Below are 17,794 nucleotides of genomic sequence, written 5' to 3' on the forward strand. Positions count from 1 at the left end.
GGACAGTAATGTCCTATCTTCCGTTTTTATGATTATTATATGGAGAAAGCGTCGAAACCGCCGTCCACCACAGTCACCGTGCCGGAGACGAACCGTGATGCGTCGCTGGCAAGCCACTGCAGTGTGCCCAACAGCTCCTCCGGTTCGCCGAAGCGTCCGAAAGGAGTGTGGGCGATGATTGTCTCGGCGCGCTTCGTCAGGTTGCCGTCCTTGTCTGTGAGCAGCGTGCGGTTCTGCTCCGTGAGGAAGAATCCTGGAGCCACTGCGTTCACGCGCAGTCCCGGTCCGAACTTTGCAGCCAGCTCGCCGCACATGTATCTGGTGAAGTTTATCACCGCCGCCTTCGCCACGCCATATCCTGCCACGCGCGTCAGCGGACGCAGTCCCGCCTCCGACGCTATGTTTATTATCGAGCCCGCCTTCTGCCTCACCATAGCCTGTGCGAAAACCATTGTAGGCAGCACGGTGCCGAAAAGATTGAGGTCGACAACCTGCCTCACGGCATCCGTGTCGAGGTCGAAGAACGTCTTGTCCGGTGCTATCGTCGCTCCCGGCATGTTGCCTCCGGCTGCGTTTATCAGCACATCTATGCGTCCGTACATGTTCATTATGGCATCGTAGCTGCCCTCCAGCCTTGTCCTGTCGAGCACGTCGGTGGCGAGGAACACCGCCTCTCCGCCTGCCGCGCGGGCTTTCTCGGCTATCTGTGTGCCTCTCTGGACGTTGCGTCCGAGCATCACCACCTTCGCGCCTTCTTCCGCGAAATGGCTCACCATGGCTCGTCCAAGCACTCCGGTCGCTCCGGTTATGACGATAACCCTGTCTTTTACGCTAAACAAATTCATATTTTTCAGTTTATTTTCCTCTTCTTATAATCTTTTACAGACACCTGCCCTGTTCCGCGCCACAGCCCTGTGCGTGATGCGTACGGTGGCGTCGCAGGGTGCGTGTCAGTCAGTTATGAGCTTGTACTTAGGCACAAGAGTCTTCATTATGGTCCATCCCACGAGATAAGCCACGGAGCAGATGCAGAATATTATGAAGTATCCTGCCGGCTTGCCGGTGAATCCCATAAACTCAAGCTGCACGTTGTCGGCATACACGAACAGGTTGCCCGCACACGTCTGCATGAGCATCGAGCTTACGCCTCCCGCCATTCCGCCTATGCCAGTCACGGTGGCTATCGCCTTTTTGGGGAACATGTCGCTCACGGTTGTGTAAATGTTTGCCGACCACGACTGGTGAGCCGCGCAGCCCAGACCTATGAGCACCACCGGATACCACGGCGAGAGAGTGCCGAGCGGCTGTGCGAAGAGCACCACAAGCGGCACGAACGCGAAGATGAGCATGGCTCTCATGCGGGCGGCATACGGGTTGGAGCCGGTGCGGTTGATGAATATCGTGGGCAGCTTTCCGCCCCATAGCGACAGCATGGTGATGGCATAGAGCGTGAAGATGAGAGCCATGCCGAGCCCTTCGGATGTCTTTATGCCGAACTGGGTGTTGAGATATGATGGTGTCCAGAAAAGGAAAAACCACCACACACCGTCCGTGCAGAACTTGCCGAGCACGAACGCCCACGTCTGCCTGTATCTGAAACACTGCCACAGCGGCATCTTTTTCTCGCCTCTGGAAGCAGGCTGCTCCGCCATCATACCGGCTTCCAGCCTCTTGTCCTGTTCGATGTATTCAAGCTCGGCGTCATTGACAAACCTGCTCTCACGTGGCGGTTTGTACATGAACACCCAGAATCCCATCCAAACGAAACCCATCACACCGATGATGACAAACGCCATCTCCCATCCCCAACGCTTCGCAAGCAGCGGGATGGTGAGCGGTGCTATGAGCGCGCCGATGGACGCTCCGGCGTTGAATATGGACGTGGCGAACGCCCTGTCGCGCTTGGGGAAATACTCAGCCGTGACCTTCACCGCCGCCGGGAAATAGCCTGCCTCGCCGATGGCAAGCACGCAGCGCGCCGCAAGAAAGAAATACATGCTCACTGTGGCAATAACCACCGCCATGTCGCCCGTGGCTGCTATGAGCTGCGTCTTGTCCTCCAGCCCCACGCACAGTTCGGTGGCTACACCGCACAAAGCGTGCAGACATGCTCCAGCCGACCATATGCCGATGGACCACATGAATCCCGCCTTTGTCCCGAGCCAGTCCACCGCCCGTCCGGCAAAGAGCATTCCTATGGCATATACTATGGAGAATGTGGCTGTGACATATCCGTAGTTTATCTCGTTCCAGTGGAACTCGGGCTTTATGAACTCGTCCCACGTGAGCGAGAGCACCTGCCGGTCGAGATAGTTCACGGTGAGTGCGAGGAACATCATTATGCAGATGGTCCATCTGTAGTTGGTCATTTTCTGTGTCGTTGTGTTGCCGGTCATGTTCATGTCTCAGGTTTTCGTGTAGTTGGTCATTGTCATTTCCTTGCGCGTTGTATTATGTCGAGAGCGTATCGGCACTTCTCCGTTATGCTGTTCCAGTCGCCTGCGTCTATGCGGTCTTTTGGAAACAGCTTCGAGCCCATGCCCACGCATGTCGTGCCAGCCTTCATCCATGCCGTCAGGTTCTCCTCTGTCGGCTCCACGGCACCCGTCGCCATTATCATGGTCCACGGCAGCGGAGCCAGCAGGTTTTTCACGAAAGACGGTCCGCCCACGCTTCCCGCCGGGAATATCTTCACGAGGTCGCATCCCAGCTCGTGCGCCGTCCCTATCTCTGTCGCCGATCCGCATCCCGGCGTATAGGGCACGAGGCGGCGGTTGCAGAGCCGTGCCACATCGGCGTTGAGGTATGGTCCCACCACGAAGTCGGCTCCGTTCTGCAGAAAAAGCGCGGCTGTCGGGGCGTCAACCACCGATCCTGCGCCGAGAATCATTTCCGGACACTCCCTCCGGCAGTACTTCATCAGTGCGGTGAACACCTCCAGCGCGAAGTCGCCACGGTTGGTGAACTCGAACGCCCTCACCCCTCCGTCGTAGCACGCTTTAAGCACGCGGCACGCCACAGAGGCGTCGCTGTCGTAGAATACAGGCACCATGCCGGTCCGGCGGATGGTGTCCAGCACATGCAGTTTGCTGAATTTAGCCATATCCGATTATGTTTTTTATGTTCTTATCTTGATACACGTCCCGAGCCGTCGCCCCTCATCAGGTTCTCCACCTCGCTCACGCTCACTTCGTTATAGTCGCCGTATATGGTGTGCTTCAGGCACGACGCGGCAGCCGCGAAGCCGAGTGCGTAGGCGTCGTCGTCCGGACGTGTCATCATGCCGTATATCAGTCCGCCCATGAAAGAGTCGCCTCCTCCCACACGGTCCACAATGTGCGTGATGTCATATCGCGGCGACTGCCAGAGCCTCTTGCCGTCGTAGAGCACCCCACCCCACGTGTTGTGGTTGGCGTTCACCGACCCCCGCAGCGTGATCACCACTTTCCTTGCTCTCGGAAAACGCCGCATGAGCTGCTCGCACACGCTCTCGAACTCGTCCGCGCGCACGTTGCCGTCTGTCGCTGTGGCGTCGAAGCCCTCCGGCTTTATGCCGAACACCTTCTCGGCGTCCTCCTCGTTGCCGAGTATCACGTCGCATCCTTCCACCAGCGCGGGCATCACCTGAGCCGCCGTCTTGCCGTATTTCCACAAGTTTTTCCTGTAGTTAAGGTCGCACGACACGGTCATTCCCCGTCTGTTTGCCTCTTTTATAGCCTCCAGACACACGTCAGCCGCGCCCTGACTGACGGCAGGCGTTATGCCGGTCCAGTGAAACCACTCCGCGCCTTCCATCACCTTGTCCCAGTCTATCATTCCCGGCTCTATCTCAGACACGGCGGAGTGAGCCCTGTCATAAACCACCTTGCTCGCTCTAGCCACCGCGCCTGTCTCCAGAAAATATATTCCCATGCGCGTGCCGCCGTATATTATGTTGTCTGTCTTCACCCCATGCTTGCGCAGGTCTCTTACGCATGCCTGCGCTATGTCGTTTTCGGGCAGGCGTGTGACGAACTCCACGTCCATGCCATAGTTTGCCAGCGACACCGCCACATTAGCCTCTCCGCCTCCGAAAGTGGCGCTCAGCAGGTCTGTCTGACCAAACCTCAGGTATCCCGGAGTGGCGAGACGCAGCATTATCTCTCCGAAAGTCACAATCTTTGCCATATGTGTCTGTGTTTATATATGTATGTTCAGAAGTTGAAATAACGTTTTGCGTTGTTGTACGAAATGTCCGCCACCATCTGCCGGATGAAGTCCATTTCGCTCCGCGGAAGCTTTCCCGCCTCTATGTCCTCGCCTATGAGGTCGCACAGGATGCGGCGGAAATACTCGTGGCGGGGATAAGACAGGAAGCTCCTCGAGTCGGTGAGCATGCCCACGAAGCGGCTCAGCAGTCCCATAGCCGAGAGTGTGTTCATCTGCCTGCGCATGCCGTCCTCCTGGTCGAGGAACCACCATCCCGAACCCAGCTGCATCTTTCCTGCCACCGTCGAGTCGTTGTAGGTGTAGGCAAGGGTGGTGAGCACCTCGTTGTCTTTCGGATTAAGACTGTAGAGTATGGTCTTCGTGAGTTTCCCCTCGCGGTCGAGACGGTCGAAGAAGCGGTGTCCGGCAACCGAGCAGTTCACCTCCATGATGGCGTCGAACCCTGTGTCCGGTCCGAGCTTGCGGTACATGCGGGTGGAGCTGTTGCGCACTACGCTTATGTGATATTGCTGTGCCCAGCCTTTCTCCCAGTCCATTATCGCCAGCTGGTGGAGCAGCGCGCTTCTGAACATTGATGTCTCTCCGGAGTCCGGTGTCTTGCCGTCCATCACCTTCGCGAACACGCGGCTCACCTCCGCCTCGGTGTAGTCGTCGGCGTAGAAGTTGTCCATGCCATGGTCTGACACCCTGCATCCGAGCGTGGCGAAGAAGTCGTGGCGTCTGCGCAGAGCCTCTATCAGGTCGGTGTATGAGCGTATCACCATCCCGGCAGCCTCTCCGAGCCTCTCCATGTATGCCCTGTACGCAGCCGGACAGTCTATGCCCAGCGCCTTGTCGGGGCGCCATGCGGGATACACCCGTGTGCCTATGGGATGGCTTTTCAGCCGGGCGTGATGCTCCAGCGAGTCAGCCGGGTCGTCCGTCGTGCACACCACCTCCACGCGGAATCGCCTCAGTATGTTCTGCACGCGGAACTCCTCTGTGCGCAGCATGGCTGTGCATGCGTCGTATATCTCGCGCGCCGTTGACGGCTTCAGTATGGTGTCGATGCCGAACACACGGCTCAGCTCCATGTGCGTCCAGTGATACAGCGGGTTGCGCATGGTGTAGGGGACGGTCTCCGCCCACTTCTCGAATTTCTCATAGTCGCTCTTTCCGCCCGTGATATATTCCTCGTCTATGCCGTTTCCGCGCATGGCGCGCCATTTGTAGTGGTCGCCTCCGAGCCATATCTCGGCAAGATTGTCAAACTGATGGTTCTCCGCAATCATCTTGGGGTCGAGATGGCAGTGGTAGTCTATTATGGGCTGATGCTCCGCCGCTGTGTGATAGAGCTCGCGCGCGGCGTCGTTTGTCAGCATGAAGTCGTTGTTTATGAACATTTACTGATTGTTATGTGGTAAATAAACTTAGCGTCGGCAAATATAAATATAATTCTCCGTGTTCGTGCACGATTATTCTATTTTAAATAACTTTAATATTTCCCGTAATGCCGTTGTCGCATGCCTGCGGTGCGTAAGGAAATGGGGTGTGTCTATGCGGTAATGCGTTGATAATGTGATATATACATGATTGCACACCGTTCCCGTCAGTATCCCGATACGTCTGAATACATCCTCGTGGTGCGTCCTGCGTGCCCGTGCACGGAAAAGAGCTGTTCCCGATATGCCATCGGCACCCGTCCGTCGGGTGGAGGAGGCTTTGTTACCGGGCTATGGAATAGCCTCCAATGCGGTTTCCTTGTTTTATTAACGGCTCTCCGCTCCTTTAGTGCTTTGACACCGGACGGTTTTTGTATCTCCTGTTCCAAACATGTGGATGGCTGTATCGTGAAAGGTGGAAGCTGTCATGACTTATTTCGCTACGCAATAATGTTCTGCCAATAAACGCATATCCCCCTTGTAGAGACGCAAAATCTTGCGTCTCACGAGCAACCCATACCGACTTGCGCACGCAATAGTATGTCGACAACAATGCATATACCCCCTTGTGAGACGCAAGATTTTGCGTCTCTACTTTTGCAAACAGCGTATATCATCCATGAAAATATCAATCATACCCAACGGCGTCAGCCAAGTAGAGACGCAAAATCTTGCGTCTCCCGTCCTGCCCATACCAATACACTCATTCAATACAACGCTGGCAATAACAGCATGTAACCCCTCGTGAGACGCAAGATTTTGCGTCTCTACTTTAGTGGCAGCGAATATCGGACTTGATTATATCCTCATCTACGGTCAGTCCATACCAATATATGCACGCAATAGGTGTGGAGTATGACCGCATATCGGGCTTTATTGACTTTAAAATGAAACATCTTCGGACTTTTGACGTTATATATGACAATTATGTGCTATATTTGTAGGGCTTGACGAAAAAAGCATCAAAACGCTTCTGTAATGAATGAAGAGAAACGCATAACGGTAAAAGACATTGCCACACTTGCCGGTGTGTCGAAGGGCACGGTGGACCGCGTGCTGCACAACCGGGGCGAAGTGTCGGAGGCAAGTCGTGAGAAGGTGATGAGGATAGCGCGGCAGATAGGCTACAAACCCAATATGCATGCGTCGCTGCTTGCCTCGCAGAAGAGGTATGTCATGGTGTGCATGATTCCCGAATACGCTCCCGGCGAATACTGGGACCTTGTAGCCAAGGGCATAACGGCAGCGCAGAAGAAGGCGGAGCCGTTCCGCATAAGCATACAGATGTTCAAGTACGACCTGTTCTCCGAGCGGTCTATGGACGAGTGCTTCGCCCGTGTGATGGAGCAGCGTCCCGACGCCGTGGTGATGGCTCCGACCTTCCAGAGCCGCGCCCGTGCCATCATGGACGAGCTGCACGCGCGCGACATACCCTGCCTCCTGATAGACTCGTGCCTGCCGGACTGCACCTATCTCGCCTACTTCGGCATGCACATGATGCGCAGCGGTTATCTGGCGGCTCACCTGCTCACAGACAGGTGCAGCGCGGACAAGATAGCGGTGTTCCGCATACACAAGGACATGGAGAGCCCGAACAACTCCGCCGAGAGCCGTTATGCGGGTTTCAGACAGTATCTTGAGGAACATGCGCCGCATACGGAGCTTATACATCTCTACATACATCCTTACGACCGGGAGTACAACCGCACCGTGCTCCGCAGCTTCTTCGTGGCTCATCCTGACGTGAGACACATCATAACGTTCAACTCGCGCGTGCATCTCATTGCCGAATATCTCAAACAGGAGGGGCGCGACAGCAGTACGGTGCTCATCGGGTTCGACCATCTGCCGCGCAATGTAGGCGCGCTCGAGAACGGCACGGTGAAGTTTCTCATCACCCAGCACACCGAGAACATCCTCTCGCTGTGCGCCCAGACAGTGATAAACCACCTTATATACCATGTCCCTCCCGTACAGCGTGACACGTTCCTTCCTATGGATATACTCACGAGATACAACGCTGACTTCTACCGTCCGGTGCTCATATGAGTGTCGCAGCGGCAGGAATGTCAGCCCGACACCGCTGTTTGCAAAAGTAGAGACGCAAGATTTTGCGTCTCACAAGGGAGTATATGCTGCTATTGTCAGCGGATTATTGAATGGGTGTATTGGCATGGGTAGGATGGGAGACGCAAGATTTTGCGTCTCTACTGGGCTGACGCCAGGTTGTAGTAGTCCTATCTGAACAGTATGTCCTTCAACAATCCGCCGAGCCACGGCTCTTTCATCTTTTCGCGGAAGGAGTCGTATCTCTTTAATGTGAACGCCTTTCTGTCAATTATTCTGCGCACTGTGGTGTCACGTCTCACCATTCCACGGTCAATGAAAATGCGCCGGCAGGCATCCGCCTTTGCCTTACTGTCATCATTCTCCGTTTTCAGTGTGTCACAGGCTGTGTCCGTCACAGTGACGCCAGCCGTCTGTGCGGTGACCAGATTGCCGCATATTACTGACATGAATAATATTGTGAGCATTGTTTTCATATCCGTAATGATTTATGTAAATGTAATGAAAGGCGGGTGCGGCGGCAATACAGGAAAACCGGGTTTTACCGATATTGATGTCACCGAGGCGCATCCTATATTATGCAAATATATAAATAAATAAGTGAAACGGTAGATGCTGTTGTGTTTTTTTAGCAATAAAACAAGCTGCGCTAGGCAATTTGAGAACAAGCTTTCATTGCTCTCACTGGCAATGTTTTTGAAAACAGCACATCAATGTTAGGATGATTACGATTGGAATAATACTTCTGCTGTGTTTCACAAAACGGGAACAATAATCGGAAGACATTGGATTACGTCAAGTTTGGACACTGTATGACGTGCCTTAACATGTCTGATTCATTAAAAACTCCGCTGTTTGCAAAAGTAGAGACGCAAGATTTTGCGTCTCACAAGGGGTTATATGCTGCTATTGTCAGCGGTTTATTGAATAGGTGTATTGGCGTTGGTAGGACGGGAGACGCAAGATTTTGCGTCTCTACAGGGGATATATGCTGTTATTGCCAGCGGATTATTGGATGGGTGTATTGGTATTGGCTGGACGGGAGACGCAAGATTTTGCGTCTCTACTGGGCGGACGCCGTTGGTTTGATGTGGTGGAGTGGGGCGCGTGGGGTGCTCTGGTTGCGGCGTGATGTGTAGGGGACGGAAAGTAAAAAATCTTGACATTGTTTTTTCGTAAAATAGGAATGGGGGAGGCGTGAAGGTGTTTTATTTGGGATGTTGTGGCTTGGGGGTGTTATGACATGTCTCGTCTTTTATACCTTAAAAATCATATGAATGTCCGTATTTGTGCTCTTCTATGGTGTTTTTTACGGTGTGTGAATAACTCACGCATGGTGTTATATGATGCGGGATAGCCTGTATGGGCGTGTGGAAAATCCCATATTGGCGTGCGGAAAAGGCTATATGAGGATGTGATACGGGCTTTTTCGCAGCGTGGGAAAGGCTTTTTCGCGCGTCGGGAACGGACGGATGCGGTGGCGGTTCTTTCAATATGCTGGTATACAACGGTTTATGCTGTCTCTTCAAAACCGACGTGTTATGTGGCGGGTTTTTGAATATGCTGATATGAAATGTTTGATTTCATCGCTTCAAAATTCGCGTATACGGTGGCGGGGCGTGTCGTGTTGGTCTGTGCGCGATTCTCAGCGAGTTGACGTTATACTGTTTTTCTCACAATCTCTACAATATGGTGCGGATATGTGAAGACTGTCAATATAAACCGGACGCTTTCTTTCATTCGTGCCGGTGGGCAAATATCGCCTCATGACGACAACCGGTCCACACGGGAGGAAAAAACATCCAAGCGATGCATAATAAAACAGTCGCCGCTCCGTTATTAAAGATGAAACCGGCAACCATGCCGTGTCATGTTTCATTCTGATACTTTTCTGAGTAGATGTTCAGAATTAATTGCCATCATATTGGGTGCTGTTCAGGAGCTGCATTTCAAAGTCTGAAGAGGGAGTGTAGCGGGCTACACGGCCGATGAGACTTTGGAATGAAGACCTGAACAGCGCACAGGATGAGGCAAAGATATAGATAACATATGATTAATATTGTCATATCGGTTAATTTTGAACATCTACTCATAAACCGATTTGATATTGTAGGACATTTTTACATCGTACTATTATTACGTAAACACCAACTTTAATTAATACGTAACATATGAAATGTAAAGCAAAAACAGGTTTATTGCAGATTTGCACCGCACTCTTTCTATGTGGCATGACAGGCATGGCGCATGGTGCGCAGGGTGGAAACATCAGCTTCCGGATACTTGCGGACGACCCTTTGACAGGACTTGACGCAGGCAGTGAGTACGGTGTGCGGTCGGACGGAAAGCAAGGTGGCGTGTCGGCTTACGCGGAGTGTGAGCGGGAGGCGGACAGACTCGCCGGGCTGCTCAGTGGCGGAGAGCGCAACGACACGCTGTGCTACAGTCTCTATCGGCGGTTTATGGACATGCGGCAGTATGACAGAGCCGGAGACGTAGCTGCCCGTGCGCTTGCGTTCAGCGGGCTTCAGGGCGAATGGAAATACATGAGAGCCATGGCGATGCTGAAGATGGGAGAGAACGGTGAGGGCATGCGGCTGCTGGGAGAGTCGCTTTCCGACTGTGAGCGTGAGCCCCGGAAGGCAGGTGACATTGCGCGCACGTCGTTCCTGCTCAATCTGAAGTGTCTGCTCGGAATGAAGGACGAGGCTCTTGCCGACCTGCGTGCCAACCGACAGGGAGAGGCTTCCGGACGTCTGCCACACACCCGGATGGTGGAGTTTGCCATAAAGGATTTCAGCCGTCAGAAGGCAGTACGCTGTTTCATGGAGTCGTTCCTGTATGCGGATGACGGCATGACAGGCGGGACGGTATGCGCTTCCGCCACATACAAAGACTGTCTCGCACGCATCTCGTCGCTTGGTTCGGGTGCTGCGGACGGAACCCTCTCAGAGAGCGATATGTGGCGGTTGCTGGAAGCCTATGCGGCTACGCGCAGGATGGATGAGGCAAAGGCACTTGCCGCGAAAGGCGAGAAGATGTTCCCCTACAACGGAGACTGGAGCGCGGCGCGGGCTGCGATAGACCTCAGCTGTGGCGCAAGCCGTGAGGAGGTGGGGCGGCTCGTGCGTGCGGCTGCGGACAAATACCGCGCGTGTCTGGACAAGGAGTTCGCCCCGTTGCTGTGTCTCAGATATGTCAAGGCTCAGTGCGCCGCCTCTCCGGAGAGCGATTCCGCGAAGATGCTCGCGTCGTTCGGTAAGGAGTTCATGGCATACGAGCGGCAGGGCGACCTTAAGTTCTGCGTCACGTATGACATATTAAGCCTGCGCCTCGGCACGTCGTTCTATGACGACTGGGCAGGGACGCTCTTCCCCGACTTTGTTGTATGACATTCCGGAGACTGCCTCACGCATCGTGTCGTGGCAGCGGCGGAATGTTGAAAATACGGTAATAACGCGACACACCCGAAACGGCTTGGCTGCCGCTTCGGGTGTGTTCTTGTGTGTGGGAGCTGCCGTTTACGGTCAGGCAGTGCTTTACAGGTCGTCCTCCAGTGCGGTGCTCTTGGCGTAAGCCGTGCTTTTCGCCTCGAAGAAGTCGGTCTTCACCATGTTCGCGTTGGAATATTGCGACACCCACTGCATGCTCTCAGGCTCTTTCAGGTTGTCCTCAAACAGCGCGCCGTAGCCCAGGCTGCTCCACCGGAGGTTGCCCAGATAACGTATATAATCGCGTATGAGCTGTCTGTTAAGCCCTTGTATGTTGTCTCCAATGACATATTCGCCCCATGCGGTCTCCTGTTCCACCCCTTCCGTCATCATCGCTTTGTAAGTCTCCACCTTGTCTGGAGTGAAGAGCTCCGGCTCCTCCTTCTTCAGTTCAAGTATGATGTTGCGGAACAGCCACAGGTGAGTGTTCTCGTCGCGGTTGATGTAACGTATCTCCTGAGCTGACCCCGGCATCTTCCCGTTACGGCTCAGATTGTAGAAGAACATGAACCCGCTGTAGAAGTATATGCCCTCGAGAATGTAGTTGGCGATGAGAGTCTTCATCAGCGTGAAGCCGTTCTGGCATTCCTGGAACTCGTTGTAGCAGTTGCCTATAAAGGTGTTTCTTCTCAGCAGATGCTCGTCTGTCTTCCACTGATACAGTATCTCGTTGCGCTTCTCGGGGCTGCATATGCTGTCGAGCATGTAGCTGTAGCTCTGGCTATGCACGCATTCCTGGAACGCCTGGATGTGCAGGCAGAGGTTCACCTCGTTGGCTGTCACATACTCGCTTATGGTAGGCAGGTTGTTGCTTTGCAGCGAGTCGAGGAACACGAGGAAGCTCAGTATCTTGTCGTAAGCCTCCCTTTCGGCGTTGTCGAGCCTCGGATAGTCCTTCACATCCTGCGAAAGGTTTATCTCTTCCGGTATCCAGAAGTTGTTCATAGCCTGCCTGTACCAGTCTGACACCCATTTGTAGCGCATGTTGTTGAAGTCGTTCAGGTTTGTCGTGTTGCCGCCTATCATTTTCCTCAGGCGTATCTCCGTGTCGCCCGAAGGATTGAACAGGGCGTTGCGTTTGAGTCTTTTTGTCTCCATTTGTGTGTGTTGTTCTGTGTCTGTTTATGTTTTTTGCTGTTTTTTCAAATTTAAAACGTGGCGCACTCTCATGTATACCGTGATTCAATCATATCTGTATTGACATATATTCTCATATATAATGAGATATGCTTTCATATGAAAAGCCTGTTCACCTCACCCGTCATGACGCGCAGCTCTCGCACTCTTCCACCTCCAGCGACTTGCTTCGGACGTAGTAGATGGTCTTCACCCCGCACTCCCAGGCAAGTGTGTAGAGGTTGAGTACCTGCCTCATGGTGTAGTCGTTGGTGATGTATAGGTTGAGGCTCTGTGCCTGGTCGATGTGTCTCTGTCGCACTCCTGCGGCGCGCACGCTCCATGTCTGGTCTATGAGGTAAGCCCCCTTGTATGTCCAGAAAGTCTTGTCAGACAGTGCCGGAGCCACCCTCGGGAACATCACACCCTTCTTCTCTTCGAGGAAGAAGCGTTTCATCACAGGGTCGGTGCCCGCTGTCGTGCCTGCAATGATGCTCGTGCTGCTTGTCGGGGCTACTGCGAGGAGGTAGGCGTTGCGCATGCCGCAGTCAGCCACCTTGGCGGAAAGACTCTTCCAACGGTCTGAAGTGTATCCGCGTTTCACGAAATAGTCGCCTGTCTGCCAGTCGCTTCCCTCGAAGTAGTCGTACCTTCCTTTCTCCCGGGCAAGCTCCGCGCTCGCCTCTATCGCGGCGTAGTTGATGCGCTCGAACACCTCGTCCATGAACGCCAGATGCTCGTCGCTCTCCCATCGTATGCCCCGTATGGCAAGCGCATGATGATAGCCGCTCACACCGAGACCTATGCTCCGGTAGTGGCGGTTGGTTATCTTGGCGTAGGGCACGGGATAGAAGTTCAGGTCTATCACGTTGTCGAGAGCGCGCACAACGGTAGCCACCTTCTCCCTCATCTGCGTCTCGTCCTCCAGAGGAAGGTGTCCGAGAGAGAGGCTGGCGAGGTTGCACACCACGAAATCACCCGGTTTTACGGTGTTCACCACCACCGTGTCGCCGTCTGTCGTACGTATCTCAGTGGACAGATATTCTATCGCCGACATGTTCTGCGCTATCTCCGTGCACAGGTTCGAGCAGTATATCATGCCCCGGTGTGCGTTGGGGTTGGCGCGGTTCACGGTGTCGCGGTTGAACGTGAACGGCGTTCCCGTCTCCACAGCCGACCTCAGCACGAGTCTCACAATGTCCTTTATGCTTATCGTGCGTCGTGAAAGGCGCGCATCGTTCACGCAGTCAAGATATCTCTTTTCCCACTCCTCGCCGTAGTAATCTTCCAGACAATAGCCCTTTAAAGTCATTATCTCGTGCGGGCAGAAAAGGTGCCACGGCTTGTTGAGGTCCTCCTTCGCCATCCTCCAGAAGAGGTCCGGATAGCATACGGCGGGGAATATGTCGTGCGCCTTCATGCGGTCGTCGCCGTTGTTTGTGCGCAGCTGGAGGAACTCAGGCAGGTCTTTGTGCCACACGTCGAGATACACCGCCACCGCTCCCTGGCGCATTCCGAGCTGGTCTACGGCTACGGCGGTGTCGTTGACGAGCCTCATCCACCTTATCACTCCGCCTGCCACGCCCTTGAAACCTCTTATGTTGCCACCTGCGGCACGCACCTTTCCGAAGTACATACCCATTCCTCCGCCGAACTTGCTCACCATTGCGAAGTTGTCTATGCTGCGGTATATGCCCTCAAGAGTGTCGGGCACGGTGTCGATGAAGCAGCTTGACAGCTGATGGTAGGGCTTGCGTGCGTTGGAGAGGGTGGGCGTAGCCATGGTCACTTCGAGCCTGCTCAGCATGTCGTAGAATCTTCTCACCCATAGCATGCGGTCGGTTTTCTCCGGCATCGCGAGGTGAAGCGCAATGCCAAGATACATCTCCTGCACCGACTCAAGGGGCTCGTGGGAGTGTGTATGGATGAGATATCGACGGGCAAGAAGGTCGAGTCCGGAGTAGTTCAGAAGCTTGTCGCGTTCGGGACATATGAATCCCGCCGCCTCGTCTATTTCCTCCCGCGAGTATGACTCAAGTATATAGCTTCCGTACAGACCCTCTTCTGTGAGATAGACAAGCTTCTCATAGAATGACTGTTTGCCCGAGACCGCCGCGCGCTTCTCGGCAAGCCGGAAGTTAAGAAGGCGTGCGGCGATGAACTCCCAGTCAGGTGCCTCCTGCGTGGTAAGCTCCACCGCTGCCTTGATAAGGGCGGAGAGACGCTCGTCCGGAGTCATTCCCGGCTTGCAGATGTCAGCGAACTTCTTTGCCAGAACCGTCAGGCTGTACTCCTTTCCGGCAAAGTCTTCCTGTATCTCCTTAAGCATTTCAGCCATCAGTGGCTTGCCTGTTCCGGTGACGATATCATTGAGTGCCTTCCTGCGTTCGGTGCGCTGCCAGCGGTAAAGGATGTAGTTCTTGGCTTCAGCGTAGAACCCGTGTTCCATCAGACAGCGTTCCACCTCGTCCTGTATGCGCTCCACGTTGCGGTTGTTGGCGTCTGCCAGTACGAAGGTCTCCACCTTACCGACCATTTCCCGTATTGTTTCCTCAACGGCGTCCCGCCCTGTGCTGGCGAAGCTTTTCTTTATTGCGACAGCTATCTTTTCCCTGTTATAGGACTCCTCTGTCCCGTTTCTTTTTGTTATAAGCATGAGTGTATCGTGATGAATTATGTGTGTGTTTTTTTTATATAGAGCAAACGGGTGGAAAGAAAGCTTGCTTTCTGTTTCCGGAGTTCCGTTTTTCAGGTGCAAAGATAAGAAAAATGCAATTATTACAAAACTGTTTTGAAATTAACCGACAATACGAACAATAACTTTATACGTATGCCTGGAGTTATTCAGAACGTTTTTATATCATACCGGAACAGACCCTCTTCCGTGCTCTGCCGGAATGGTGCGGTACGGCAAAATGCACGTTAAAACAGACGGGAGTTTTACGATAAAGGCGCAATAATATCACAAAAGACCTCCCGTGTTGTTAAAATATACAAAAAAGAGAGTTCCTGATGTGGCTGTGTTCGATAAATGTCTATCTTTGCGAGTGCGGGCGTCGCCAACGAATGGCGCCGTTGTCGCAGTAACAGATTAACAGAAAAGAAAATTATGAAAAAGTATGTATGTGAGACATGTGGATATGTATACGACCCGGAAGTGGGCGATCCAGACAGCGGCATAGCTCCCGGAACAGCGTTTGAGGATATACCCGACGATTGGGTATGCCCGCTCTGCGGAGTAGGTAAGGACGACTTCTCTCCGGTGGAGGATTGATACGGTTGTGGAAAACAGACAGACTGTATTCAAATTCGGTATGACACGCGCTGCTCTCCATCAAAAGGAGGCACCGCGTGTTTTTTGTTTCTGCACGCGCGGACGGTGGCTTACGACACACGGCAACGGCTTTTTCATGACATAGGCGGGGCTGGCGCGTCTGTGCGGAATGCGCGGAATGGAAACTGTAAACAATATAATCCCGAATCGGTCATCAGAACGCCGATTATACATTTAAGGTTTATTGTCAGCTCTTCATCCTTCTTCCGCACTGCTGCCGTCATCTTGTATCCTGCTTTTTCTTGATGTATCCCGCTACATCTTCGGTAAAGCAGGATACAATCCGGCTGACAGCAGCACGAAAAAAGAATGGAAGTCTGATGACTGATTCGGGATAACCTGTAACCGATATTATTATGAACGACCTTTTACATATAGCATCACATTTTCTCATAAAGGGCACACCGGTGAGTGTGAAGCCGCTCGGGGACGGACTGATAAACGACACCTACAAGGTGACAACAGCCGGAGAGGACACTCCCGACTATGTGTTGCAGCGCATAAATACTGATATATTCACCGACGTGGACATGCTCCAGCGCAACATCATCAGCGTGACCGGACACATAAGGAGCAAGCTCCGCGAGGCGGGAGAGACCGACCTGAGCCGCAAGACGCTCACTGTGGTCATGGCGGACGACGGCAAAGCCTACCGCAGGGAGGACGGCAGCTGCTGGCGCATGACGGTGTTCATACCGCGTGCGAGAACGTTCGACACGGTGGACACAGCCCACTCCTACAGTGCCGGAACGGCTTTCGGACGCTTCGAGGCAATGCTCGCCGACATTGGGGAGATGCCGGGCGATATCATTCCCGACTTCCACAACATGGAACTGCGCCTCCGCCAGCTCGACGACGCGGTGACTAACGACGCCGCCGGACGTGTGAGTGGCGTGCGCGACCTGCTCGGCGAACTGGAGAAACGCGCCTTCGACATGTGCGAAGCCGAGCGTCTGCACCGCGAGGGCGTGCTTCCCAAGCGTGTGTGCCACTGCGACACGAAGGTGAACAACATCATGTTCGACGAGGACGGAAGCGTGCTCTGCGTGATAGACCTCGACACGGTGATGCCCGGCTTTATCTTTTCAGACTACGGCGACTTCCTCCGCTCGGCGGCGAACACAGGACTCGAGGACGACCCCGACCCCGCAAACGTCAGCTTCGACATGGACATCTTCCGCGCGTTTACGCGTGGATACATCGCTGAGGCGCGCTCTTTCCTGCTTCCGGCGGAGACATCCCGCCTGCCTTACGCCGCCGCGCTGTTCCCCTATATGCAGTGTGTGAGGTTCCTGACCGACTATATCAACGGCGACACATACTACAAGACACGCTATGAGGAGCACAATCTTGTGCGCGCGCGGGCACAGTTCAGACTGTTGCAGAGCGCGGAGGAGCATGCCGGAGAGATGCGTGCCTTTGTGGAGTCGTGCCTGTAGGAATTTATAAATTGTATTCCGGCGTTTCATGGCTTTGCTGACATCATCCGCAGAACAATATGGCGGATGATGCCGGGCATACATATGTCTGATGACGTATCCGACTTTCAGAAACCGTCACCTTATTGAGTTCATCAGCAGCTTCGCGAACTCCCATATTATTATTCCGCCCGCCACACTCACGTTGAGCGAGTGTTTCGTGCCGAACTGCGGTATCTCTATGCACATGTCGGAGAGGTCCACAACCTCCTGGCTGACGCCCTTCACCTCGTTGCCGAGCACCACCGCGTAGCGGCGCGAGGGGTCGAGAGTGAGCCGGTCGAGCATTGCCGAGCCTTCAGCCTGCTCCACCGACGCCACCACATAGCCCGCGTCGTGCAGGCTTCTGACGGCTTCCGCCGCCGTGGGATGGTAGGTCCAGTCCACCGAGTCCTCTCCTCCGAGGGCTGTCTTGTGTATCTCCGCGTTTGGCGGTGTCGCCGTTATGCCGCACAGACATACCCGTTCCACGCGGAAGGCGTCGCACGTGCGGAACACCGCTCCCACGTTGTGCAGCGACCGCACGTCGTCGAGCACCACCGTGAGCGGCAGTTTCTCCGACTGTTTGAACTCGTCTATCGTGAGCCGCCGCATCTCTATCGTTCTCAGTTTTCTCATCTTTCGTTCATGTGTAGAGCCTGTGAAGCGGCGCGGAAAACGCCGGCTCCACAGGCTTTA

Annotated in this window: 13 protein-coding genes; 4 read left to right on the forward strand and 9 right to left on the reverse strand. The window is 54.0% G+C overall.

Annotated features, from left to right (window positions below):
- Positions 1-35: 35 nt before the first annotated feature.
- The 5 genes from BN4609_RS12145 to uxaC form a co-directional block, all read right to left on the reverse strand.
- Positions 36-845, reverse strand: a complete 810-nt coding sequence (locus tag BN4609_RS12145; protein ID WP_021994364.1) for an SDR family oxidoreductase — start codon at positions 843-845, stop codon at positions 36-38.
- Positions 846-950: 105 nt separating this feature from the next.
- Complete coding sequence (locus tag BN4609_RS12150; RefSeq protein WP_084791615.1) at positions 951-2,369, reverse strand: MFS transporter; 1,419 nt, start codon at positions 2,367-2,369, stop codon at positions 951-953.
- A gap of 62 nt (positions 2,370-2,431) precedes the next feature.
- Entirely contained in the window at positions 2,432-3,103 is a 672-nt protein-coding gene (locus BN4609_RS12155) for a bifunctional 4-hydroxy-2-oxoglutarate aldolase/2-dehydro-3-deoxy-phosphogluconate aldolase (protein ID WP_021994366.1), read from the reverse strand.
- A gap of 23 nt (positions 3,104-3,126) precedes the next feature.
- A complete protein-coding gene (locus BN4609_RS12160) occupies positions 3,127-4,167 on the reverse strand; it encodes a sugar kinase (protein WP_068856895.1) in 1,041 nt (346 codons plus the stop codon).
- Between the two features lie 26 nt (positions 4,168-4,193).
- Entirely contained in the window at positions 4,194-5,591 is a 1,398-nt protein-coding gene (gene uxaC / locus BN4609_RS12165) for a glucuronate isomerase (protein WP_068856896.1), read from the reverse strand.
- A 1,017-nt stretch (positions 5,592-6,608) separates the two neighbouring features.
- Between uxaC and BN4609_RS12170 the strand changes: the two genes are divergently transcribed.
- Positions 6,609-7,679 carry a LacI family DNA-binding transcriptional regulator gene (locus BN4609_RS12170; RefSeq protein ID WP_068856897.1) on the forward strand — a complete coding sequence of 357 codons (1,071 nt, stop codon included), beginning with the start codon at positions 6,609-6,611 and terminating at the stop codon, positions 7,677-7,679.
- 188 nt (positions 7,680-7,867) lie between these two features.
- Here the strand turns inward: BN4609_RS12170 and BN4609_RS12175 are convergent, their stop codons facing one another.
- The gene (locus tag BN4609_RS12175; RefSeq protein ID WP_164071686.1) at positions 7,868-8,173 is read right to left on the reverse strand and encodes a hypothetical protein; all 306 of its coding nucleotides are present in this window, start codon (positions 8,171-8,173) and stop codon (positions 7,868-7,870) included.
- A gap of 1,695 nt (positions 8,174-9,868) precedes the next feature.
- Between BN4609_RS12175 and BN4609_RS12180 the strand changes: the two genes are divergently transcribed.
- Positions 9,869-11,089 (forward strand): hypothetical protein, encoded by a 1,221-nt coding sequence (locus BN4609_RS12180; protein ID WP_164071687.1) that lies wholly within the window; start codon positions 9,869-9,871, stop codon positions 11,087-11,089.
- A gap of 147 nt (positions 11,090-11,236) precedes the next feature.
- Here the strand turns inward: BN4609_RS12180 and BN4609_RS12185 are convergent, their stop codons facing one another.
- Positions 11,237-12,286: a ribonucleotide-diphosphate reductase subunit beta gene (locus tag BN4609_RS12185; RefSeq protein WP_068856900.1), complete on the reverse strand. Its 1,050-nt coding sequence runs from the start codon at positions 12,284-12,286 to the stop codon at positions 11,237-11,239.
- 163 nt (positions 12,287-12,449) lie between these two features.
- Entirely contained in the window at positions 12,450-14,960 is a 2,511-nt protein-coding gene (locus BN4609_RS12190) for a ribonucleoside-diphosphate reductase subunit alpha (RefSeq protein ID WP_068856901.1), read from the reverse strand.
- 453 nt (positions 14,961-15,413) lie between these two features.
- Between BN4609_RS12190 and rd the strand changes: the two genes are divergently transcribed.
- Both rd and BN4609_RS12200 read left to right on the forward strand, forming a co-directional pair.
- On the forward strand, positions 15,414-15,578 hold the full coding sequence (gene rd, locus BN4609_RS12195; protein WP_021994018.1) for a rubredoxin: 165 nt from the start codon (positions 15,414-15,416) through the stop codon (positions 15,576-15,578).
- Between the two features lie 416 nt (positions 15,579-15,994).
- On the forward strand, positions 15,995-17,077 hold the full coding sequence (locus BN4609_RS12200; protein WP_068856902.1) for a phosphotransferase enzyme family protein: 1,083 nt from the start codon (positions 15,995-15,997) through the stop codon (positions 17,075-17,077).
- Positions 17,078-17,194: 117 nt separating this feature from the next.
- Here the strand turns inward: BN4609_RS12200 and BN4609_RS12205 are convergent, their stop codons facing one another.
- A complete protein-coding gene (locus BN4609_RS12205) occupies positions 17,195-17,734 on the reverse strand; it encodes an RNA methyltransferase (RefSeq protein WP_068856903.1) in 540 nt (179 codons plus the stop codon).
- Between the last annotated feature and the right edge of the window lie 60 nt (positions 17,735-17,794).

Source organism: Leyella lascolaii (genome assembly GCF_900079775.1).
Lineage (GTDB): Bacteria > Bacteroidota > Bacteroidia > Bacteroidales > Bacteroidaceae > Prevotella > Prevotella lascolaii.